This is a genomic window from Roseobacter sp. HKCCD6576-2 (assembly GCF_013179285.1).
GTDB classification, from domain to species: domain Bacteria; phylum Pseudomonadota; class Alphaproteobacteria; order Rhodobacterales; family Rhodobacteraceae; genus Rhodophyticola; species Rhodophyticola oceani.
On record NZ_WVNW01000001.1, the window covers coordinates 1 to 20320 of the forward strand.

The 20320-nt window shown below is 61.4% G+C and carries 22 protein-coding genes and 1 riboswitch; of the genes, 15 read left to right on the forward strand and 7 right to left on the reverse strand.

The features are described from left to right. Nucleotides 1-75: 75 nt before the first annotated feature. The 5 genes from GTF44_RS00005 to GTF44_RS00025 all read right to left on the reverse strand — a co-directional run bounded on the left by GTF44_RS00005 (nucleotide 76) and on the right by GTF44_RS00025 (nucleotide 5457). Nucleotides 76-1251: an acetyl-CoA C-acyltransferase family protein gene (locus tag GTF44_RS00005; protein ID WP_171558833.1), complete on the reverse strand. Its 1176-nt coding sequence runs from the start codon at nucleotides 1249-1251 to the stop codon at nucleotides 76-78. Next, nucleotides 1248-2000, reverse strand: coding sequence for a metallophosphoesterase (locus tag GTF44_RS00010; RefSeq protein WP_171558836.1), 753 nt, complete (start codon nucleotides 1998-2000; stop codon nucleotides 1248-1250). The genes GTF44_RS00005 and GTF44_RS00010 overlap by 4 nt, the downstream gene beginning before the upstream one ends. 119 nt (nucleotides 2001-2119) lie before the next feature. Continuing rightward, the gene (locus tag GTF44_RS00015) at nucleotides 2120-2554 is read right to left on the reverse strand and encodes a MarR family winged helix-turn-helix transcriptional regulator (protein WP_145213851.1); all 435 of its coding nucleotides are present in this window, start codon (nucleotides 2552-2554) and stop codon (nucleotides 2120-2122) included. 108 nt (nucleotides 2555-2662) lie between these two features. After that, nucleotides 2663-4258, reverse strand: coding sequence for a phosphoglycerate dehydrogenase (gene serA, locus GTF44_RS00020; RefSeq protein WP_171558839.1), 1596 nt, complete (start codon nucleotides 4256-4258; stop codon nucleotides 2663-2665). A 44-nt stretch (nucleotides 4259-4302) separates the two neighbouring features. Then, a complete protein-coding gene (locus GTF44_RS00025) occupies nucleotides 4303-5457 on the reverse strand; it encodes a phosphoserine transaminase (RefSeq protein ID WP_171558842.1) in 1155 nt (384 codons plus the stop codon). A 395-nt stretch (nucleotides 5458-5852) separates the two neighbouring features. Here GTF44_RS00025 and GTF44_RS00030 point away from each other — a divergent pair, with 395 nt between their 5' ends. From GTF44_RS00030 to GTF44_RS00100, 15 genes are all read left to right on the forward strand, one after another. After that, the gene (locus GTF44_RS00030) at nucleotides 5853-6194 is read left to right on the forward strand and encodes a MarR family winged helix-turn-helix transcriptional regulator (RefSeq protein WP_171558845.1); all 342 of its coding nucleotides are present in this window, start codon (nucleotides 5853-5855) and stop codon (nucleotides 6192-6194) included. A 161-nt stretch (nucleotides 6195-6355) separates the two neighbouring features. Next, nucleotides 6356-7306: a zinc ABC transporter substrate-binding protein gene (locus GTF44_RS00035; RefSeq protein WP_171558848.1), complete on the forward strand. Its 951-nt coding sequence runs from the start codon at nucleotides 6356-6358 to the stop codon at nucleotides 7304-7306. Between the two features lie 9 nt (nucleotides 7307-7315). Further along, on the forward strand, nucleotides 7316-8122 hold the full coding sequence (locus GTF44_RS00040) for a metal ABC transporter ATP-binding protein (RefSeq protein WP_171558851.1): 807 nt from the start codon (nucleotides 7316-7318) through the stop codon (nucleotides 8120-8122). A gap of 4 nt (nucleotides 8123-8126) precedes the next feature. Next, nucleotides 8127-9332, forward strand: a complete 1206-nt coding sequence (locus GTF44_RS00045; RefSeq protein WP_171558853.1) for a metal ABC transporter permease — start codon at nucleotides 8127-8129, stop codon at nucleotides 9330-9332. Beyond that, nucleotides 9329-10246 (forward strand): metal ABC transporter permease, encoded by a 918-nt coding sequence (locus GTF44_RS00050; protein WP_171558856.1) that lies wholly within the window; start codon nucleotides 9329-9331, stop codon nucleotides 10244-10246. The genes GTF44_RS00045 and GTF44_RS00050 overlap by 4 nt, the downstream gene beginning before the upstream one ends. A 65-nt stretch (nucleotides 10247-10311) precedes the next feature. Continuing rightward, nucleotides 10312-10511, forward strand: a riboswitch (cobalamin riboswitch). Nucleotides 10512-10646: 135 nt separating this feature from the next. After that, nucleotides 10647-12503, forward strand: coding sequence for a TonB-dependent siderophore receptor (locus GTF44_RS00055; RefSeq protein WP_171558858.1), 1857 nt, complete (start codon nucleotides 10647-10649; stop codon nucleotides 12501-12503). Nucleotides 12504-12528: 25 nt separating this feature from the next. Further along, nucleotides 12529-13326: an ABC transporter substrate-binding protein gene (locus tag GTF44_RS00060; RefSeq protein WP_367383452.1), complete on the forward strand. Its 798-nt coding sequence runs from the start codon at nucleotides 12529-12531 to the stop codon at nucleotides 13324-13326. After that, a complete protein-coding gene (locus GTF44_RS00065) occupies nucleotides 13323-14312 on the forward strand; it encodes an iron ABC transporter permease (RefSeq protein ID WP_171558864.1) in 990 nt (329 codons plus the stop codon). Before GTF44_RS00060 ends, GTF44_RS00065 begins: the two co-directional genes overlap by 4 nt. Continuing rightward, entirely contained in the window at nucleotides 14309-15067 is a 759-nt protein-coding gene (locus GTF44_RS00070) for an ABC transporter ATP-binding protein (RefSeq protein WP_171558866.1), read from the forward strand. Before GTF44_RS00065 ends, GTF44_RS00070 begins: the two co-directional genes overlap by 4 nt. Continuing rightward, nucleotides 15064-15711, forward strand: coding sequence for an adenosylcobinamide amidohydrolase (locus GTF44_RS00075; RefSeq protein ID WP_171558869.1), 648 nt, complete (start codon nucleotides 15064-15066; stop codon nucleotides 15709-15711). The genes GTF44_RS00070 and GTF44_RS00075 overlap by 4 nt, the downstream gene beginning before the upstream one ends. Then, nucleotides 15708-16511, forward strand: coding sequence for a cobalamin-binding protein (locus GTF44_RS00080; RefSeq protein ID WP_171558872.1), 804 nt, complete (start codon nucleotides 15708-15710; stop codon nucleotides 16509-16511). The genes GTF44_RS00075 and GTF44_RS00080 overlap by 4 nt, the downstream gene beginning before the upstream one ends. Then, nucleotides 16508-17131 (forward strand): MotA/TolQ/ExbB proton channel family protein, encoded by a 624-nt coding sequence (locus tag GTF44_RS00085; RefSeq protein WP_171558874.1) that lies wholly within the window; start codon nucleotides 16508-16510, stop codon nucleotides 17129-17131. The genes GTF44_RS00080 and GTF44_RS00085 overlap by 4 nt, the downstream gene beginning before the upstream one ends. After that, nucleotides 17128-17508 carry a biopolymer transporter ExbD gene (locus GTF44_RS00090; RefSeq protein ID WP_171558877.1) on the forward strand — a complete coding sequence of 127 codons (381 nt, stop codon included), beginning with the start codon at nucleotides 17128-17130 and terminating at the stop codon, nucleotides 17506-17508. Before GTF44_RS00085 ends, GTF44_RS00090 begins: the two co-directional genes overlap by 4 nt. Then, nucleotides 17505-17891 carry a biopolymer transporter ExbD gene (locus GTF44_RS00095; protein ID WP_253261241.1) on the forward strand — a complete coding sequence of 129 codons (387 nt, stop codon included), beginning with the start codon at nucleotides 17505-17507 and terminating at the stop codon, nucleotides 17889-17891. The genes GTF44_RS00090 and GTF44_RS00095 overlap by 4 nt, the downstream gene beginning before the upstream one ends. Then, nucleotides 17888-18865 (forward strand): TonB family protein, encoded by a 978-nt coding sequence (locus GTF44_RS00100; protein ID WP_171558881.1) that lies wholly within the window; start codon nucleotides 17888-17890, stop codon nucleotides 18863-18865. The genes GTF44_RS00095 and GTF44_RS00100 overlap by 4 nt, the downstream gene beginning before the upstream one ends. A gap of 66 nt (nucleotides 18866-18931) precedes the next feature. Here GTF44_RS00100 and GTF44_RS00105 read toward each other — a convergent pair whose 3' ends face one another. After that, on the reverse strand, nucleotides 18932-19258 hold the full coding sequence (locus GTF44_RS00105) for a hypothetical protein (RefSeq protein ID WP_145213800.1): 327 nt from the start codon (nucleotides 19256-19258) through the stop codon (nucleotides 18932-18934). Between the two features lie 117 nt (nucleotides 19259-19375). Beyond that, on the reverse strand, nucleotides 19376-20263 hold the full coding sequence (locus GTF44_RS00110; protein WP_171558884.1) for an AraC family transcriptional regulator: 888 nt from the start codon (nucleotides 20261-20263) through the stop codon (nucleotides 19376-19378). Nucleotides 20264-20320: the final 57 nt, after the last annotated feature.

Sequence of the window (20320 nt, forward strand, 5' to 3'; positions counted from 1 at the left end):
CTCCCCCCAAATGCCCAAACAAAAGCCCCCCTTGCAAATCAGCAAGGGGGGCTTTTTTACTTTCGCAATCGACGCTTAGAGACGCTCGATGGCCAGTGCGATGCCTTGACCGCCGCCGATGCACATGGTGATCAACGCCTTCGAGCCGCCAATGCGCTCCAGTTCATAAAGCGCCTTTATGGTGATAATCGCACCCGTTGCCCCAACCGGATGGCCCAAAGCAATTGCACCGCCATTTGGGTTCACCTTGGCCGGATCCAGACCGAGACCCTTGTTCACCGCCAAAGCCTGGGCGGCGAACGCCTCGTTCGACTCGATCACATCGAAATCAGTGATCGACAGGCCCGTCTTCGCAAGAAGGTTCTCAACCGCCGGCACCGGGCCGATGCCCATCACCTCGGGCCGCACGCCCGCATGGGCATACCCGAGAATGCGGGCGCGGGGTTTCAGGCCCGCCGTCTCCGCAGCCTCCGCCCGCGCCATAACGAGCGCCGCCGCGCCATCGTTGATGCCGCTGGCATTGCCCGCCGTCACCGTGCCGTCTTTCTTGAACACGGTGCGCAGCCCGCCAAGCGCATCAAGGGTGGTCGCCTTGGGGTGCTCGTCGGTGTCGAAATCCACCATATCGCGTTTCACCCGGACCTGAACCGGCACGATCTGCTCTTTGAAATAACCCGCCTCTATGGCTTTCGCCGCGCGCGTCTGGCTTTCCATGGCAAAATCATCCTGCGCATCTCGGGTGATCTCATGCTCGGAGGCGACGTTTTCGGCCGTCACACCCATATGACCGGTGCCAAAGGGGCAGTTCAGGGCGCCCAGCATCATGTCTTGCGCGCCGGTATCGCCCATCTTCTGACCCCAACGCGCGGCGGGTAGGATATGCGGCCCGCGGCTCATGCTCTCGGCCCCTCCTGCGAGACCGAAATCCGCATCGCCCAACATCAGAGATTGCACGACCGACACAATCGCCTGCGCGCCAGAGCCACACAGCCGGTTCACATTCATCGCGGGCGTTGTATCGGGAATGCCCGCGCCCATCGCCGCGACGCGAGAGAGATACATATCGCGCGGCTCGGTATTGATCACATGACCATAAGCCACATGGCCGATTTGGCCGCCTTCCACTCCCGCCCGCTCGAGCGCGGCTTTGGCCACCGTCGCACCCAAGTCGATCGGCGTGGTGCCCGCAAGCGACCCACCGAATGTGCCGATCGCGGTGCGTGCTCCTGACAAGATCACAATATCGGTCATACGTTCTCTCCTCCATCTCCGGTTTGACCGGATAAATACACCAGCGTGACCTCCGGCGGTGCCCCAATTCTAAGCGGTGCGCCACTATAGCCCAGGCCAGCCGAGACGATGAGGCGGCCATCTCCTCGGGCATGAGCGCCATAGGCCAAACGCCCGCCATAGCGAGACGGCGTAAGGGGCCGCCAGCCAAAGAGATTCATCTGACCAGCATGGGTATGGCCGCTGACCTGGAGGGCGACGCGCGGGTCATCTTCCATGAAATAGTCCGGCTCATGCGCCATCAAGACCACAGACGCACCCTCGGGCACCGCGTCAAAGGCGCGGTCTGGATCATGGCGCGGGTGCGGACGGTGCGTTGAGCCATGACCTTGCTGACTGTCGAACCCGACAAGCCAGAAGGCCTCGGATCGGCTCCGGATCTGCACAGCCTGATTGCTCAGAACCGGAATGCCAGCCGCTTCGAGAGCTGGGGTAACAGACCCATGCGCATAGTCATTGCGCCGCGCCTGACGGCAATCCTTCCAATCGTGATTGCCAAGGCTCGCAAACACGCCCAGCGGCGCGGCGAGTGCTGCGAGCGTTTGAGCGATTGTCTCCGCATCGGTCGGCAAAGAGGGCAGTTTGCGGCCAATCAGAAAATCACCGGGTAGCAAGATCAGATCAGGTTCCAGCGCATTCACGCCCGCCACAACCCGCGCCAACGCATCGGGAGTGACCCAAGGCCAACAGATATGCAGATCGGAAATCAATGCGATCCGGAGCGGCGGCCCGGTCCAACGCGAGGTCTCGACGTTGTGCCGTGTGAGGATGGGCCTGCATCCGATACTGAAGATGGGCCCGCGTCCAGATCGCTCTTGAAACACCAAACCTACCCGCCCGATTTCTCCAAAAGCGCCTCGACGCCTGCCAGAAAGCCGTCTGCATCTGCGCCAAGCCGCGCCATCAACTCGGCCTGATACGCATGCGCGAGCGGCGTCAGCTCCGCCATCATCGCGCGACCTTTCTCTGTCAAAGCAAGCTCGACCAAGCGCCGGTCAGAGGTGCTGGTCTGTTTGGTGATGTAGCCCGCCTCTTCCAGCCGGGTCGCCGCGCGGCTAACCTTGGATTTGTCCATGTCCACGCGGGCATGGATCTCTCGCACGGAGACTGCACTTTCTTGGCTGAGATGCGCCACAACCCGCCATTCGGCCCGAGAAAGGCCAAACCGGTCGTGATAAATCTGCGAGTATTCCCGGCTCAGGCGGCCAGCCAATACCATCATCCGATAGGGCAGGAATGAATCGAGGTGGAAGGGCTCGGCCATGGGTAATCCGTTGCAGATGCGACGAGACCCAGAGTGGCGCGAAAGTTGCGCCTGTTCAAGCCGAACACGGCCCGCCTTAACGGTTTGTCCAAGGCGGGCCGCAGGTATCTATGCCGCCGAGAACCGCAATGGGCGGACCTGTTGGAACAGGCCTGTGGCACGCAACGTCTCCAGCACTTCGGCAGGCGGTTGATCGTCGAGATAGAGCAGGGCAATCGCATCCTGTCCGGCCCCAGACCGGCCCAGGGTAAAGTTCGCTATGTTCACCCCATGCTCGCCCATCGTATGGCCAAGCGTGCCGATGATGCCCGGAACATCGTCATTGGTGGTATAGAGCATATGTTCCCCCACCTCGGCGTCGATATTGATCCCCTTGATCTGGATGAAGCGCGGTTTGCCGTCGGAGAAGACGGTGCCCGCAATCGACCGTTGCCGTTCCGGCGTCTTCACTTGCAGACGGATATAGCCTTCGAACACACCGGTTTTGTCCTGGGTGGTGGTGGAGATTTCCACGCCCCGCTCCTTCGCGATCACCGGGGCGGAGACCATGTTCACATCCGGGTTGGTCGCTTTCATCAGCCCGGCAATGGCCGCGCAATTCAGCGCCTCAAGGTTCATATCTTTGACCAGACCGTTATAGGTGATCGAAATCTCTTCAATCGCTTCCTCGGTCAGTTGGCCAACAAACTCGCCCAAATGCTCGGCCAGTTTCACCCACGGCCCCATGACAGCGGCCTCTTCGGCGGTGACGGATGGCATGTTGAGCGCATTGGAGACAGCGCCGGTCAACAGATAGTCCGACATCTGCTCGGCCACTTGCAGGGCCACGTTTTCCTGCGCCTCGGTGGTGGCGGCCCCCAGATGCGGGGTCACAACCACATTGGGCAGGTTGAAAAGTGGGCTTTCGGTGGCGGGCTCGACGGCGAAGACGTCAAAGGCGGCCCCCGCGACGTGGCCATTTTTCAAAGCCTCGGCCAAAGCATCCTCATCGACCAAGCCACCGCGGGCGCAGTTGACGATGCGAACGCCTGGCTTCAATTGCGCAATGTTCTCGGCGCTGAGGACGTTCCGGGTCTTGTCCGTCAAGGGCACATGTAGGGTTATGAAATCGGCGCGCGGCAGAAGCTCTTCCAGTTCGACCTTCTCGACACCCATTTTCATCGCACGCTCTTCGCTGAGGAACGGGTCATAGGCGACAACCTTCATCTTCAGCCCCAAGGCGCGATCGCACACAATAGAGCCGATATTCCCGGCGCCAATCACGCCCAGGGTCTTGTTGGTCAACTCGACGCCCATGAAACGCGACTTTTCCCATTTGCCCGCATGGGTGGAGGCGTTCGCCTCTGGGATTTGCCGCGCCACGGCCATCATCATCGAGATCGCGTGCTCCGCCGTGGTGATCGAGTTCCCGAAGGGCGTGTTCATCACAATGATCCCCTTCTTCGAGGCCACGGGGATGTCCACATTGTCAACGCCGATCCCGGCGCGGCCGACAACTTTCAGATTGCTGGCCGCAGCGATGACTTTCTCGGTCACCTTGGTCGCGGATCGGATGGCGAGACCGTCATATTGGCCAATTACTTCCAGCAGGCGGTCTTTGTCTTTGCCAAGACCGGGTTCGAAATCCACATCGATTCCACGGTCGCGGAAGATTTGCACGGCGGTTTCGCTCAGCTTGTCGGAAACCAGAACTTTGGGGGCCATCTCAGGCGCTCCTTCTGTCAGAGAATAGGGTCTAATAAGGGATGTCAGGCCGCTTCGGACTGGGCGTCGATCTCGGCGTCGAAGGCCCAGGACAGCCAAGGCAGCATCGCTTCGATGTCCGAGGTCTCCACCGTCGCACCGCACCAGATCCGCAGACCGGGAGGCGCATCACGGTAGGCTCCGATATCAAGCGCAATCCCTTCAGCCTCCAACCGCTTGGCGACAGCTTTGGCAAAACCGGCACCATCCGAAATGCGCGGGTCGACGAACTTCAGACAGACCGAGGTGTTGGACCGAGTCGCGGGGTCATTGGCCAGGTTCTCGATCCAGGGCTTGGTGGCGACAAAGTCGAAAATCGCCTGCGCATTGGTGTCGGCCCGCGCCATCAAAGCCGGTAGTCCACCAATCTCGCGCCCCCAGTCGAGCGCAACCAGATAGTCTTCCACGGCCAGCATCGAGGGCGTGTTAATCGTCGCCCCGGTGAAGATACCGTCGATCAACTTGCCGCCTTTGGTCAGACGGAAGATTTTCGGCAGCGGCCATGCGGGCACGTAGTTTTCGAGCCGTTCGACGGCCCGGGGGCTCAGGATCAACATCCCATGCGCCGCCTCGCCGCCCATGACTTTCTGCCAAGAGAAGGTGGTCACATCGAGCTTGTCCCAAGGCAAATCCTGCGCGAAGGCCGCGCTGGTTGCATCGCAGAGCGTCAGCCCAGCCCGGTCCGCGGGGATCACATCGCCCGACGGCACTCGCACGCCCGAGGTGGTGCCGTTCCAGGTGAAACACACGTCACGATCATAGTCTAACACGGCCATATCGACGATGCCGCCATACTCGGCCGTATGCACTTCGGCCTCGATCTTCAGCTGTTTGACCACGTCGGTCACCCAACCCGCGCCGAAGCTTTCCCAGGCCACCATCTCAACCGGGCGGGCGCCCAAGAGGTTCCACATCGCCATCTCAAATGCACCGGTGTCCGAGGCGGGTACGATGCCGATTTTATACTCCGCCGGAATGCCCAGCAGCTCTCGCGTGCCTTCGATTGCGGCCTTGAGCCTGTCTTTGCCAACAGCGGCGCGATGCGACCGACCCAAAGAGGCGTCGGCAAGCTTGTCCAATGTCCATGTCGGGGGTTTGGCACAGGGGCCAGATGAAAAACGCGGATTGACCGGCCGCGCGGCCGGGGTGTTCGTAACCATCGGTAGTATCCTCACAGATATGCGCCCCTCGTTGGGGAGGGGTGTCCCACCTTTGGGGATACGCGGGCGGCTTCGATGACACAAGTCAGAAAACCGCACAAAATGCCGCAAACCGCACCCGCAACCTGGACGCGACTGCCCTTATGGGAGAAAATCATATTTTACAGTATTTTAGGCTGATTTCGCACAACCAGTGGAAGATCACGTAGCGGCAAGTTCGTACAATTTTTAGTTGCACCCTATCGAAATCTAACATTAAACCTTAAAATATTACCGTATGAGTGCATAGAAAGAGTCCAGCCATGAGAGACTCGTCACAGAGCAAAACGTTTGAACTAAGTGATTTTCTTCCATTCCAAATGGCGGTTGTGTCGTCACGTTTGTTTCAGACCATTATGTCTGACAGCGGGCTGCAACTGCCCGAATGGCGGATCATGATGGCGTTGCCGACCAATCAACCCTGCTCCTCCAATGACCTGTGTATCCTGACCGCAATGGATGCGGCACGGGTCAGCCGGGCGCAGCGGCGGCTGGAAGATCTGGACCTGATCGATGTGAAACAAGATCGGCAGGACCGACGCCGTTTGATCGTCCAGCTCAGCGACACCGGTCAGCGAGAGTTCGACCGGTTGCAGACGGCCGCGCGCACAGTCGAGGCGAATATGCTCGACACAATGACCCCATCGGAACGCGCGAGTCTTCAAGTGACGATGTCGTCACTCTTCTCTAAACTCTAGCGTCAACCAACACAGTTTCACAGAAAGCGAAGGCTCCAGAGCCTTCGAAAGTCGTGTCTGGCGCAGTTACAGTTTGCGACTGACTCGCAAAAGCATTGACTTTCTGCGAGTCAGTCGCAATATCAATTGAGACGGCGTTCAAAGGAACGGATTCTGTGACGATGATGAAATCTCTGTTGACGGCTGCGGCCACTGTTTTGGCGCTCTCGGGCGCGGCCATGGCCCAAGATCGGATGACGATTGTGGCCACCACAGGCATGGTTGCCGATGCCGCGCGTGTGGTTGGCGGCGATCTGGTCGAGGTGCAGGCCCTGATGGGGCCGGGTGTCGACCCACATGCGTATCGTCAAACCCGCAGCGATATCGTCGCCATGACACGCGCCGATCTGGTGCTGTGGCATGGGCTGTTCCTGGAAGCGCAGATGGAAGACTTCTTTGCCGATCTGGGTCAAAACCGGCCAGTTGTCGCGGTAGCCGAAGAAATGCCGCGCGACGTTCTCTTGGCGCATGACGATTACGACGGTCGGTTTGACCCACATGTGTGGATGGACCCGGAGCTTTGGGCGCTTGTCGTGGCCGAAGTCGAAGAAGCGCTGAGCGATGTGCAGCCCGACAATGCAGAGATTTTTGCGGCGAACGCCGCCGCCCATACCGAGCATCTGACCCAACTGGCCGCTTATGCCGACGAAGTTTTGGGCACCGTCCCTGAGACGGCGCGCGTGCTTTTGACCGCCCATGATGCATTCAACTATTTTGGCAATGCGCATGGGTTTGAGGTCATGGGAATCCAGGGGATTTCGACTGAATCCGAGGCCGGGCTGGCGCGGATTGCCGAATTGGTCGATCTGCTTGTCGAGCGACAAGTGGGCGCGGTTTTCGTCGAAAGCTCCGTCTCTGATCGCAATATCCGCGCTCTGATCGAAGGGGCCGCAGCGGAAGGCCATGAGGTGATCGTCGGTGGCGAGCTCTATTCCGACGCGATGGGCGCCGATGGCAGCTATGAAGGCACGTATCTCGGCATGATCGATCACAATGTGACGGTGATCACCCGCGCGCTCGGCGGCACCGCGCCGGAACGCGGCATGAATGGTCTGCTCTCGGCAGGCATGTAAGAGGCTCTTATGACGGCACTAAATCTGGCAACCCAAAACGGCCATCGCGCCCAGGCAGCCAATATCGCTCTCAGCCCCCTGGCGATCCGGGGGCTGACGGTGTCTTACGGTGAGAAACCGGCGATCTTCTCGGTCGATATGACCGTCCAGCCGGGATCGATGACCGCCATCATCGGGCCGAACGGCGCCGGGAAATCGACCCTCTTAAAGGCCGCATTGGGCATTATTCGTCCCCTGTCGGGCCATGTGACGGTTTTTGGCCAACCGCTGGATAGTCAACGCGGGCGCATCGCTTATGTGCCGCAGCGTGCCAGCGTGGACTGGGATTTCCCGACCACGGTTTTGGACGTGGTGTTGATGGGGCTCTATCGTGAGCTGGGCCTCTTGCGCCTGGTGCGCGGGGAGCACCGCCAGACCGCCGCCGAAGCTCTGGAGCGGGTTGGCATGAGTGATTTCGCGAACCGGCAAATTGGCCAGCTCTCCGGCGGGCAGCAGCAAAGGGTGTTTCTGGCCCGGGCGCTGGCACAGAAGGCCGATCTCTATTTGCTGGACGAGCCGTTTGCCGGTGTCGATGCCGCCACCGAAAAGGCAATCATTGCGGTTCTGAAAAGCCTCAGAGCCGAGGGTAAAACCGTTATCGCCGTGCATCATGACCTCGCCACGGTCGAGCAGTATTTCGACCACGCATTCCTGATCAACACGCGGCCCATTGCCGAAGGCACGGTGGCCGAGGCCTTCACTGCCGAGACCTTGCAAGCGGCCTATGGCGGGCGGCTGGCCACGGCGCAGATCGACCGGCTGAGCCAAGCGGGCTAGGCCCATGCTGCTTGAGGCGCTCACCCTCCAGCTTGGCTATAACGCCACGTTGGTTGCCATCGGCGCGATGCTGCTCGGCATCGCGGCGGGGGTGACGGGCACCTTCCTTTTCCTCCGCAAACGCGCCCTGGTCTCCGACGCGATCAGCCATGCGACACTGCCCGGTGTCGGGTTGGCCTTTATCGTTATGGTCTGGTTCGGCATGGACGGGCGAAGCCTGATCGGGCTGCTCATCGGCTCGGCGCTGTCGGCCTGGGTTGGGCTGCTTTGCGTTCAATGGCTGAGCAATCGCACACGGCTCAGCGAGGATTCGGCCATCGGAGCCGTGCTCTCGGTGTTTTTCGGTGCCGGTGTGGTCTTGCTGACTGTAATCCAAGGGATGAGCGCCGGGCGGCAAGCTGGGCTCGACTCGCTCCTTTTGGGTTCTACGGCGGGGATGCTGTTATCCGATGCGATACTGATTGCGGTGGGCGGGGCGCTGGTTCTGGCGCTGACTCTGCTCCTCAGACGGCCGATGTCACTTGTGGCCTTTGACAGTGACTATGCAGCCGCATCGGGTCTGAACGTCGCGCGGATCGACCTGACCACGATGGGGCTGGTTCTGGCCGTTACGGTGGTTGGACTCAAGATTGTCGGGCTGATCCTGATTGTCGCTCTGTTGATCATTCCGCCGGTGACAGCCCGGTTCTGGACCGAACGGACCGAGCGGGTCTGGCTGATTGCGGGCGGCTTGGGTGGTCTCTCTGGTTATGTCGGTGCAGCGATCTCTGCTTCGGCCCCGGCCTTACCCACCGGGCCGATCATCGTGCTGGTGGCGTTTGGACTCTTCGTGCTCTCGCTTCTGTTCTCGCCCGCGCGCGGCGTGTTGTCCTCGGTCTTGACGCATTTGCAATACCGCCGCCGTGTTCATCGCCGTCAAGGGCTTCTGGCATTGGCGCAAGGCCAGCCGATCTACGAAGGGTACACACTCCGCCTGCTGCAACGGGAGGGGTTGGCCCGCGCCGATGGCGTCGCGACCGAAGAGGGGCAGGCCCGAGCGGCAAAAGCTCTGCTGGATGAAAAACGCTGGGAGATCTTGCGCGGGTTACAAGCCCATGAAGCGACCGCTGCGCGCTATGACGGGCTGACCCATCTGGAAACGATCCTGACCAAGGATCAGCTCCGCGATCTCGACACACGGATTGCCGCCCCGCGCGAGGTGACCCCATGAGCGGCGCCGAATTCGTCCCCCTCTCGCTCACGCCGCTCTTGATCGGCATCTTCGCGGCGATCGCATGCGCCCTGCCTGGCAACTTCCTGGTGCTGCGCCGTCAGGCTCTGATTGGCGATGCGATCTCTCATGTGGTCCTCCCCGGGATCGTCGTAGCCTTCTTGCTGACCGGCGCAGTCACCGCTTGGCCAATGATGCTGGGCGCCGCGGGCGCCGCGCTGATCTCCGTTGTCTTGATCGAAGCGATCCGCCGTCTGGGCCGGATCGAAACCGGCGCGGCCATGGGGGTGGTCTTTACCGCGATGTTTGCGGGTGGTGTATTGCTCCTCGAGCGCTCCGACACCTCCTCAGTGCATTTGGATGTCGAACACGCGCTGATGGGCAACCTGGAAAGCCTGATCTGGCTGGAAGCCACCGGCTGGCACTCGCTCCTTGACACACAGGCGCTCGCTGGGTTGCCACATGAACTCTCTCGGTTGGCCGTGGTTTTGGCCCTGGTTGTCCTTTTCACCCTGGTCTTCTGGCGGCCTCTGAAAATCTCCACTTTCGATGAAGGCTTCGCGCAGGTCATGGGCATGCGGACCGGCTTTCTAAGTATCGCCCTGGTGATGATCGCCGCTATCGCGGCCGTGGCGGCCTTCGATGCGGTCGGGTCGATCATCGTGATCGCCATGTTCATCTGCCCCCCCGCCGCCGCGCGTCTGATGACCGACAGTTTGAGTCGCCAAGTGACCTGGAGCGTGGTGTTTGCAACGCTCTCGGCGACGCTTGGGTATGTCTTCGCAGGCTATGGCCCACTTTGGCTCGGCGGGGACGATTCGGTGAGCGCCGCGGGTATGATCGCATCCGTCTCTGGGGTGATCTTGGCTCTGGCGGCACTCTTCGGGCCGCGACGACGCGGCCTGATGGTCTGAGCCGTCGCGCCGCATTCCCGCAATCAAACCGTCGCATTCGGACTTGAGCCAGAGGCCCGCGCGGCGTAAGCACATCCTACTTCGGTCCGGGCGGCGTGAGTCGTCTGGGTAAAAGGGAACACGGTGAAACTCCGTGGCTGCCCCCGCAACTGTAAGCGGCGAGCGAGACTGGACTATGCCACTGCGGCCCCACATGGGCCACGGGAAGGCCCAGCCAAGCGTCGACCCGCGAGTCAGGAGACCTGCCGAGGTGATCACCCTGTTCGGACGCGGGAGGCGTCATGGGCAACGGTCTTTCCGTCGTGGTGGCACTCTCACCGTCTGCGGCGGGGCCATCCCCCTTCCAAAGACAAATCGTTGCACCACGCAGCCCCGGGGACGGGCTGACAAGGGGGACATTATGAATAAGACACTGGGCGCCGTTGCTGCGACCCTTCTGACAACCACATCCGCTCTGGCGCAGGAGCCAGTGTTCCAACTGCCTGAAATCATCTTCTCGGCTGGCCTGACCGCGATCGAGGCAAATCGCACCGGCGTCAGTGTCGAAGTCGTGGATGAGGACGACCTCGACGCCGCCGGGGATGTCCAACTGTCGGACTACCTCGAAACCCTGCCGGGCATTTCCGTCACACAAAACGGCCCGGTTGGTACGAACACAACGCTTCGGATCCGCGGGCTCAACGGCAACTACATCCCCGTTCTGATCAACGGGATCGACGTGACAGATCCGTCCAGCACGCAAACAAACTTCAACTTCGGCACATTGACCACCGGCGGCATCAGCCGGATTGAGGTCTTGTATGGCTCGCAGAGCGCCATCTACGGGTCCGAGGCCATTGGCGGCGTGATCAACATCACCACCCTGCAAGCGCCTGACGAGAACGGGACAGACATTATCGTGAATGCCGAGGGCGGAACCTATGACTCCTACCTCGGCGAAGTCGGCATCGCGACCCGTTTTGACCGCGGCACACTGGCCTTCAGCGCCACTCGCGTCGTGACTGACGGGTTCTCGGCCGCCGATGAAAACCTCGGCAACACCGAAGCGGATGGGTACGAATCCACGACGCTGAGCTTTACCGGCACCTATGAGTTGTCGGAAACAGTCACGATCGGCGGCAGTGTCATCTACCTGGATTCGCGGTCCGACTTCGATTCAGGCGGCGGGGCGGGCCGAGATTCCGACCGCTTCCTGACCTCAGAACAGTTGGGTGCACGGATCTTCGCGCAATTCGACGGCGTCCATATCGATCATGAAATCGCGGTTCAGGCCTTCCGCATTGATCGGTCCGATCCGAATTCCACATCATCGGTGACCAATTTCGAAGGCGACCGGCTCGGGTTCTCCTATCGCGGGACAATCGATCTGGCGGGCGAACAGGGCCTTGTGATCGGGGCGGATTATACCCGTGAGGATTACCTGTCCTTTGGCACAGGCGGACGCACCGAGGCGGATTACTCCGTCGCCACACTTCTGGGAGAGTATACCACCCGCCTTGGCAACGACGTCGATCTGGCATTGGCAGTGCGATACGACGAGCATTCGGTTTTTGGTGGCGCCACAACAGGCCGCGCCGCGCTGGCGTGGCGACCTGACGCCAACACCACGATCCGCGCATCTATTGCAACCGGCTTCCGCGCGCCCTCGCTCAATGAGCTTTATGGTCCCTTTGGCGCGCCCAACCCGAATCTGCAGCCCGAAGAAAGCCGCAGTGCCGAGTTGGCCATCGAGCGCGAATTTGCGAATGGCAGGGTCGGGGCGGCTTTATTCTATACCGAGATTGATGATCTGATAGACTTCCGAGGCGGCGGTTACGTACAGGTGCCTGGCAAAACAGTGTCGCGGGGGATCGAGCTGACCGGGGAACTTGCGCTGAACGACAACTATTCGCTCTTCGGCAACTATACCTACACCGACAGTGAAGAAATCAGCGGCAATCGCCTGGCCCGCGTCCCACTACATGATCTTACTCTTGGACTACGCGCAGAGTTCAATGACCTCTGGAGCGGAACAGTCACAGTGCAGCATGTCGCCGGACGTCAAGATCGCGTGTTCGGCCCGCCACCGACCTTTGCCAGCACCCCGTTCGATATGCCCGACTATACCGTTGCGAACATGTCTCTTGGCTATGCCGTGAACGATGCGACCGAGGTATATCTGCGCGTTGAGAACATCTTCGATGAGGAGTATCAGACCACGCTTGGCTACGGCACCAGCGACAGGGCGTTTTACCTTGGCGTCCGTGCGTCCTTCTAGCCGCGTCATAAGGCTTGGTGCGGCGGTGGCCTTTGTGGCTGCCGCCGCGCCCAGTTGGGCCGACATGCCCGAGCGTGTCGTCTCGATGAATCTCTGCACCGACCAGCTCGCGATGATGCTGGCCGCGCCGGGGCAGTTGATCTCGGTCAGCGATATTGCCACCGATCCGCTGATCTCTCCTATGCATTTGGAGGCCGCGGCCTATCCTGCGAATTTTGGCGGTGCCGAAGAGATTTATCTGCTCCGCCCCGATTTGGTCTTGGCCGGCGTCTATTCCGACCCCGCCGTTGTCTCGATGCTGCGCCGTTTGCGGGTTGAGGTGGCGCAGATCGACATTGTCACCGGGCTTGATCAAGTCACGGACCGCCTGGCCGAAGTCGGTGCGCTTCTCCATCGGGAAGAGGAGGCCGCCGCGCGCGCCGAAGCCTTTGAGACTGATCTGGATGCGCTGACCCGCCCTGAAACCGGGCCGCGGGCGGCGTTCTATTACCCAAACGGCTATTCTCTGGGCACTGGCACCCTGTCTCATGAGATCCTAACCACCGCCGGGTTCCGCCATATCGCCGACGAACTGGGGCGGGACAGCAGCGGTCGCTTGGCGCTAGAGCTTCTGGCCGTGGCTGCGCCAGATGTGGTGATCAGCACCGGAACATACCCCGGCAACTCCCGATCCGAGGATATTCTGCATCATCCCGCTCTTGAGGCGCTCATTGCGGCGGGGCAGGGGCATGTCAGCGGACCCGACTGGGTCTGCGGGACGCCGCAGGTTTTGACCGCGCTCTCAGATTTGACAACCCTGCGGGACGGGATGGAGGCGGAATGAGACTGTCGCTGCTCCTCTCCGGTTTGACGGCTCTGGTCGTGGTGCTGTTCGGCCTCTCGCTCTTGGTTGGGCCGGCGGGGTTTGGCATCGGCCAAAGCCTCTCCGCCCTGCTCGGCGGGGAAGGTGAGGCGGTGACCCTTGTGATGCGCGAGATTCGCCTGCCCCGCGCCATTCTGGCCGTCATGGTGGGGGTTAGCTTGGGACTCTCCGGCGCGGCACTGCAAGGGTTCTTGCGGAACCCCCTGGCCGAACCCGGATTGATCGGTGTCTCTTCCTCCGCAGCCTTGGGCGCGGTGCTTGCCCTGCAAACGGGATTTGCCACGAGCTTTGCGTTGGCACTGCCTGTTTCGGCTCTAACCGGCGCATTGATCTCTGTTCTACTCCTCCTCGTTCTGGCCGGCCGCCGAGGCGGATCGCTCACATTGATCCTCGCAGGCATCGCGATCAGCGCACTGGCCGGGGCCTTCCTCTCCTTGGTTCTCAACCTCTCGCCCAACCCTTTCGCGGTGAGTGAAATCGTGTTCTGGATGCTTGGGTCTCTTTCGGATCGGTCCTTTGATCATGTGACCGTCGCCCTACCAGTCATGCTGCTCGGGTGGGTCCTTTTGGCGAGCCTCGGGCGCGGCCTTGATGCCCTGACGCTGGGCCAAGATGCGGCGGAATCCATGGGCATCAACCTTAGTCAATTGCGCCTTAGATTGGTTGCCGGTGTCGCCGCGTCGGTCGGCGCGGCGACGGCGGTGGCGGGGGCTATCGGGTTCGTCGGCCTTGTGGTGCCGCATATTCTACGCCCGTTTGTCGGCGCACGCCCGGGCGCCCTTTTGCCTGCCTCCGCGCTTGGCGGTGCGGCGATGGTTCTTGCGGCCGACATCGCCGTCCGCCTGGTGCTCCCCGATCGGGATCTGAAACTCGGCGTCCTCATGGCGATCGTCGGCGCACCGCTTTTCCTTCATCTGATCTATAAGACGCGGAAGCAGATGATATGAGCGCGCTGACCGTCACCAACCTGACCGTTCATCGGGGCGAATGCCCGGTCGTCGACCGTGTCAGCCTGTCACTCACCTCTGGTGAGGTTGTCGGCTTGATTGGGCCCAACGGTGCCGGAAAAACGACCCTATTACGGGCGATTCTCGGGCTTCAGCCTCATACTGGCCGATCCGATCTGGCCCAGATGCCGCGCCGCGAACGCGCCAAAACCGTCGCTTGGATGCCGCAAACCCGCGAAATCGCCTGGCCTGTTGCTGTGGAGACCCTGGTGCTTCTGGGTCGGGTGCCGCATCTGGCTGGCGGTGCACAACCCAAGCCAGACGACCATAAGGCAACTGCGCAAGCGCTGGACGATATGGGTCTCACTGGGTTCGAAACACGGCCCGCGACGGAGCTCTCCGGCGGCGAACAGGCACGCGTCTTAATCGCGCGCGTTTTGGCGCAGGATACGCCGCTTATTCTGGCGGACGAACCGATTGCCGGGCTCGATCCCGCCCACCAGATCACCACGATGCAGATTTTTGCCCGGCTGGCTGCACAAGGCAAAACCGTCTTGGCGGCCTTGCATGATTTGGGATTGGCCGCGCGGCATTGCACGCGGCTGCTGCTCCTCGACAAAGGTCGCCTTGTGGCAGACGGTGCACCGAAGGATGTCCTGACGCCTGAGCATCTGCACTGCGTCTTTGGCATTGCCGCCCATCTTGTTGAAACCGATCACGGGCTGATCTTCCAACCACTGGAGTCGACCCGATGATCCGCGCCACGCTCGACAGGCCTTGGCTGATGGCCGATTTGGGCCAACCAATGCGCGTGATCAGCTGGGCGCCCTTCCGGCCAGGGCTCGTCCTGGCGCAACACGTATTGTGGCGCGAGGTGCGGGACGCGGACCTGCCGAAAGACCTCGACGCCATCGCTTGGCTAAATCAAGAAATGACGCGGCGGGGGCCGTCAGACGCCGTGACCATGCTAACCTCGCGCAATGTCGAGAAATATACTCTAACACGGGCGAAAACTGGCAATGTAGCCGCTGACTGTCTTGCGACAGTTGGCCTCTCGAACGCTGAACGGGTGGGATATCGGCAGCCTGTCTTGGCGGAACAGTATGGCACGGTCAATTTGCTGGTGGCGCTCTCTCACGGGGTGAGCAATGCCGCGATGACCGAAGCGCTCAGCATCGCGACGCAAGCCCGCACCGCCGCCATCATCGCCAATGGCCCGGCTCTGCCGGAAGGTGCCGCGACCGGCACCGGCACCGATTGTATCGCGCTGGCCTGTCCACCGGGCGATATTGCCTATGCCGGGCTTCACACGGATATCGGCGAAGCGATCGGCCGTGCCGTCTATGACGCCGTTGCCGAAGGCGTCACCGAGTGGATGAAGACGGAGGCAAAGCGATGAAAGCATTCCCGCCCAGCCGGATCATCTGCCTGACCGAAGAGACGGTCGAAACGCTCTACCTGTTGGGCGAAGAGCATAGGATTGTCGGTGTGACCGGCTATGCCGTGCGCCCGCCACAGGTCCGCCAAGAAAAGCCGCGTGTCGGAGCTTTTACCTCTGCCGATATCGCCAAAATCCATGCGTTAGAGCCTGATTTGGTCCTGACCTTCTCTGATCTGCAGGCTGATATCGTCGCGCAACTGATCCGTGAGGGCATTTCGGTGCATGCGTTTAACCAGCGCGACATCAGCGGCATTCTTGCGATGATCCGCACTGTCGGCGCACTGGTTGGCGCCGGCGCGAAAGCGAAGGCGTTGGCCGCGAAATTCGAGGCCAGGCTGCAGCGTTTACGGGATATGCCGAGGCCAACCCGGCCCCGGGTTTATTTCGAAGAATGGGACGAGCCGCCGATCTCCGGCATCGCCTGGGTCAGTGAATTGATCGAACTGGCCGGTGGGGAGGATGTGTTCGCTCATCTCCGCCAGGAGCAAGCCGCCAAGAACCGAATTATCGATCCTTGCGATGTGATCGCCGCAGCGCCCGACGTGATCATCGCCAGTTGGTGCGGCAAGAAGGTGCGCCCAGAGAAGATCGCAAACCGCTCTGGGTGGCATACGATTCCAGCGGTGAAACATGGGCGGATTGCCGAGATAAAGTCGCCGCTCATCCTGCAGCCTGGGCCTGCAGCGCTCGGCGACGGGCTTGATGCGATCCTGGATATCCTTTGGGATGACGCCGCAGAAAAGAGGGCACGTGCATGACGGAGATGATGGAGTTCCTCGCGCAGGGTGGTCCAGCGATTTGGGCGATTGCCACGCTGTCGGTGATCACTTTGGCGCTCATCCTGTGGAAAACCTGGCAACTGGCGCAGATGGGCGCTTGGTCGGGCGGCGCGGTGACAGATGAGGCCGTCAGACGATGGCAAGCCGGAGAAGCGGCGGCGGGTGAGGACCTGACCGGACGGCGGTCGTTGCGCGCCCAGCTGGCGTTGGTTGCTATGGGCGCCCGCCGCGACACCACCCTGAACAATGACAGCGCCCGAGAAGAAACCACCCGGGTCGCGAAATCCTTGCTGTCCGATGCGCGCGGCGGCCTCCGCGCCTTGGAGTTGATCGCGACGATTGCGCCGCTTTTGGGCTTGTTAGGGACTGTTTTGGGGATGATTGCCGCATTCCAGGCCCTGCAAGTCGCGGGCACCCGCGCCGACCCCGCCACATTGGCCGGCGGCATCTGGGAGGCGCTCTTGACCACGGCCGCCGGGATGGCCGTGGCAATCCCCGCCTCAATGGCGCTGACCTGGTTCGAGAGCGTCGTGGACCGTGTCCAAGCGGATATGGAAGACGCCGCAACCCGAATCTTCACGCGCGGGCCCACCGCATGAGCTTCCACTTCGCCATAGGTCGGCCCAGACGCCGCCCGAGCCTGACGCCGATGATCGATGTGGTGTTTTTGCTTCTGGTGTTCTTCATGCTCGCGGCGCGCTTTGGCCAAGACGGCGCCTTGCCGCTGGCCGTCGCCGGGCAGGGTGCCACCTATTCCGGCCCGCCACGGCTGGTCGATGTATTGCCGGACGGTCAGCGACTCAACGGGCGCGTCACAGAGATCGACGGGCTTGCCGCAGCACTTACTCCACTGACCGATACGCCGGGTGACACGATCATTCTGCGCGCGGTCGATGGCGCGAGTTTACAGCGCTTGGTGACGGTGATGTCGGTTCTGGAGCAGGCTGGCTTTACGCGATTGGTGCTGGTCGAATGATGGATTTTGGCCCGATACCCCGCCGCAAACGCGGCGAAAGCATCGTACCGATGATCAATGTCGTCTTCTTGCTGCTGATCTTCTTTCTGATGACGGCCCAGATCACTCCGCCGGAACCCTTTCCGATCACCCCGCCCGAGGCAGAGCCGGAACCGACCGAGGCCATGCCAGATACACTTTATATCGCCGCCGATGGCAGCTTTGCCTACGAAACGGCCCGAAATAGAGCCGTTTTCGAGGCCCTTCGCGGCCGCGCGCCCGATGCGGGGCCGCTGACGATTCGCGCCGATGCCGACTTGCCCGCCAGTGTATTGGCCACGCTTCTGCCCGAACTGGCCTCTGTCGGGATTACGGATATCGCGCTGATTGCGGGGGCGCCATGAGGACATCCTGGCAGGTCCCAGCGTTTCTGACGCTTTCGGTGGCGGTGCATGCGGCGGCCTTCGTGCAACTCCCAGATGGCAGCGCGTCCGGGGCCGGACAGGGCGGCAATGATCGTGCGACACTCGAAGCGGCATCGGGCAACATTGCCGAGATGGTCGCTTTGTGGACCCGACCGCCGGAGGTTGTGGAACCCGATACCCTCTCGCCGCCGCCAATGGCCCAGGAGATTATCGCGCCAACAGCGCCAGAGCCGGTTCACACGCAGCCAGCGGCCACGTCCTTGGCGATGGAGCTGGTCATCCCAGAACGCCTGCCGCTCCGCCCTCAGGCGCCCGCACCGGCAGTCGCGCCGATGAACCAAATGATGGCTCTACCGAGCCCCGACATGTTCGACGCAATAACCAGGCCGCAGCCTCTGGTCACGGAGAACCGGCATCAAACGCCACCGCCGGGCCTGGAACAGCCCTTCACGCCAGATGTGCCGCCCGATGCGATGCGCGAGGTTGTCTCCCCGCTGGCCGTCGCCCGCTCGCAGCGGCCAGACCTGCGGCCAGAGCGACCGCAAAGGGTCCAACAAACCGCGCCGCAGACATCGCCGCCGCGTGCGGCGCAGCCGCAGCAAATCGCCGCCGGTTCTGGCGGCGCAGAAGCTCAAGGCCAGGCGGAAACAGCGACAGCCGCGACGCTTTCGGCCTCTGAACGGCAGAGTTTGATGGCTCGTTGGGGCGCGCAGATCCATGCGCGGATCGAGCGGCGCAAGCCGCGTGTTTCAGGGCAGGGGGTCGTCACTCTGCAACTGAGCATCGGACGGGACGGGCGGCTGCAAAGCGTTGCGGTTGCGGCCTCGTCAGGCAATGCTCAGATTGACCAGGCTGGCATCAGCGCCGTGCAGCGGGCGGGGCGTTTCCCGACCGCGCCCGACGGACTTGCTGAACCGAGCTATCGATTCAATCTGCCGATCCGGTTTCTTTGATCCAAAAAAGAACGGGGCGAAGCATTGGCTTCGCCCCGTTGCAATCCGCCTTCAAAAACGGACATCTTAGTCAGTCGCGTCGATATACATCGCAGCCAGTTCGCTGGTGGTGTAGTCGTTGACATTCACACCCAGGAAATCAGCAAGTTGCTGGTTGCCCTGGTTGGCAGCGGCGCTCTGAGTCGAGATCGTTTCGGGCCCATCGCGCAGGATGTGGTTCATCATGATGCTGTTGTCATCAGCCATCGCAGTCGACAATTGGATCAGTTCAGCGGTCGTATAGACGCCGGGCTCAACGCCAACGGATGCGGCCAATTGTGCATCGTTTGCAAACGCTGGAACAGCCAAGGAAACGGCCAGAGCAGCACCGAGGGGAAGGATCATGCGTGTCATCAAATCATCTCCGATGTAATGGGTCAGGCCGGGTTGGCCTGCGCTTCATGATTTGAATATGACCATCGCGATCAGCCGAAACTTGAACTTGTCCGGCAAGTTTTTGAACCAAACCGTTTAGTTTGTTTTTGCCTTGCGAAATGCCGAGGGCGTCATCCCCATCGCCGCCTTGAAACTCCGCGACAAATGCGCTTGATCCGCGAAGCCGGACGTCATTGCGATCGTCCCGAGGCTCAAATCGGGCTTCTGCAACAAGGTCTTGGCCGCATCAATCCGGCGGAGCATCACCACCGCTTGCGGCGTCATCCCGGCGCTATGTTTCAAAGCGCGGGTCAGGGCGGAGTCCGACATACCCAGATGATGGGCCAAATCCGGTGTCCGCAGCGGGCCACCGATATGGTCGTCGATATAATCCAAAAGTTGCGCGTATCGCGTGGCGCTCAGCCCGCCATCCTCACCATATGGGGCCGTATCGGCCGCCACGTAGCGCCGAACCAAAGTCACCAAAAACACCCGCGCCAAGGCCTCAAACAGCACTGGCTGGCCCGGCCCGGGCACCTCAAGCGCGTCTTTCATCCGACCGGCCCAGTCGCTCAACTCTTCATCTTCGATCACCACCCGACCATCCAACTGAGACTCGGTCGCCATCACGCGCAGATCACCGCGGACGAAATGGCGAATCCGATCAGGATGCACCCGGATCAGCAGAAATTTGACGGGCCCGTGCCATTCCCAGCTGGAAATCTCTCCGGCCGGCGTCACAATCATGGAGCCCGGCCAAAGGTCGAGATCGACCCGCTGCCCCTGTCGGCGATACACGCCCGTCACATGACCCGCCCCCGTCGGGACAAGCAGGCTATGCTCCAACATGGCCGTCGGTTCCAAATGGCCTGGCCCCATCTCAAAGTAATCCGCACGGATCACCGGATCGGGCCCGCCGCCAGGTAACTGGGCCGAACTGAACACCGCATCCGCGAACCAGGCCGTTGGTCGATGGACTCCCATATTCCCCTCGATAAGACCGAACCGTTCAGTTTAAATAGGTGTAATTCGGCGGCTCGC

Excerpts from the sequence above, each read along its gene's own strand:
- GTF44_RS00075 (WP_171558869.1), top strand. The coding sequence starts at position 15,064 with ATGATCCGCGCCACGCTCGACAGGCCTTGGCTGATGGCCGATTTGGGC.
- GTF44_RS00035 (WP_171558848.1), top strand. The coding sequence starts at position 6,356 with ATGATGAAATCTCTGTTGACGGCTGCGGCCACTGTTTTGGCGCTCTCG.
- GTF44_RS00055 (WP_171558858.1), top strand. The coding sequence starts at position 10,647 with ATGAATAAGACACTGGGCGCCGTTGCTGCGACCCTTCTGACAACCACA.
- GTF44_RS00095 (WP_253261241.1), top strand. The coding sequence starts at position 17,505 with ATGATGGATTTTGGCCCGATACCCCGCCGCAAACGCGGCGAAAGCATC.
- serA (WP_171558839.1), bottom strand. The coding sequence starts at position 4,258 with ATGGCCCCCAAAGTTCTGGTTTCCGACAAGCTGAGCGAAACCGCCGTG.
- GTF44_RS00070 (WP_171558866.1), top strand. The coding sequence starts at position 14,309 with ATGAGCGCGCTGACCGTCACCAACCTGACCGTTCATCGGGGCGAATGC.
- GTF44_RS00100 (WP_171558881.1), top strand. The coding sequence starts at position 17,888 with ATGAGGACATCCTGGCAGGTCCCAGCGTTTCTGACGCTTTCGGTGGCG.
- GTF44_RS00015 (WP_145213851.1), bottom strand. The coding sequence starts at position 2,554 with ATGGCCGAGCCCTTCCACCTCGATTCATTCCTGCCCTATCGGATGATG.
- GTF44_RS00105 (WP_145213800.1), bottom strand. The coding sequence starts at position 19,258 with ATGACACGCATGATCCTTCCCCTCGGTGCTGCTCTGGCCGTTTCCTTG.
- GTF44_RS00080 (WP_171558872.1), top strand. The coding sequence starts at position 15,708 with ATGAAAGCATTCCCGCCCAGCCGGATCATCTGCCTGACCGAAGAGACG.
- GTF44_RS00025 (WP_171558842.1), bottom strand. The coding sequence starts at position 5,457 with ATGGTTACGAACACCCCGGCCGCGCGGCCGGTCAATCCGCGTTTTTCA.
- GTF44_RS00090 (WP_171558877.1), top strand. The coding sequence starts at position 17,128 with ATGAGCTTCCACTTCGCCATAGGTCGGCCCAGACGCCGCCCGAGCCTG.
- GTF44_RS00040 (WP_171558851.1), top strand. The coding sequence starts at position 7,316 with ATGACGGCACTAAATCTGGCAACCCAAAACGGCCATCGCGCCCAGGCA.
- GTF44_RS00085 (WP_171558874.1), top strand. The coding sequence starts at position 16,508 with ATGACGGAGATGATGGAGTTCCTCGCGCAGGGTGGTCCAGCGATTTGG.
- GTF44_RS00045 (WP_171558853.1), top strand. The coding sequence starts at position 8,127 with ATGCTGCTTGAGGCGCTCACCCTCCAGCTTGGCTATAACGCCACGTTG.
- GTF44_RS00050 (WP_171558856.1), top strand. The coding sequence starts at position 9,329 with ATGAGCGGCGCCGAATTCGTCCCCCTCTCGCTCACGCCGCTCTTGATC.
- GTF44_RS00030 (WP_171558845.1), top strand. The coding sequence starts at position 5,853 with ATGTCTGACAGCGGGCTGCAACTGCCCGAATGGCGGATCATGATGGCG.
- GTF44_RS00065 (WP_171558864.1), top strand. The coding sequence starts at position 13,323 with ATGAGACTGTCGCTGCTCCTCTCCGGTTTGACGGCTCTGGTCGTGGTG.
- GTF44_RS00005 (WP_171558833.1), bottom strand. The coding sequence starts at position 1,251 with ATGACCGATATTGTGATCTTGTCAGGAGCACGCACCGCGATCGGCACA.
- GTF44_RS00110 (WP_171558884.1), bottom strand. The coding sequence starts at position 20,263 with ATGGGAGTCCATCGACCAACGGCCTGGTTCGCGGATGCGGTGTTCAGT.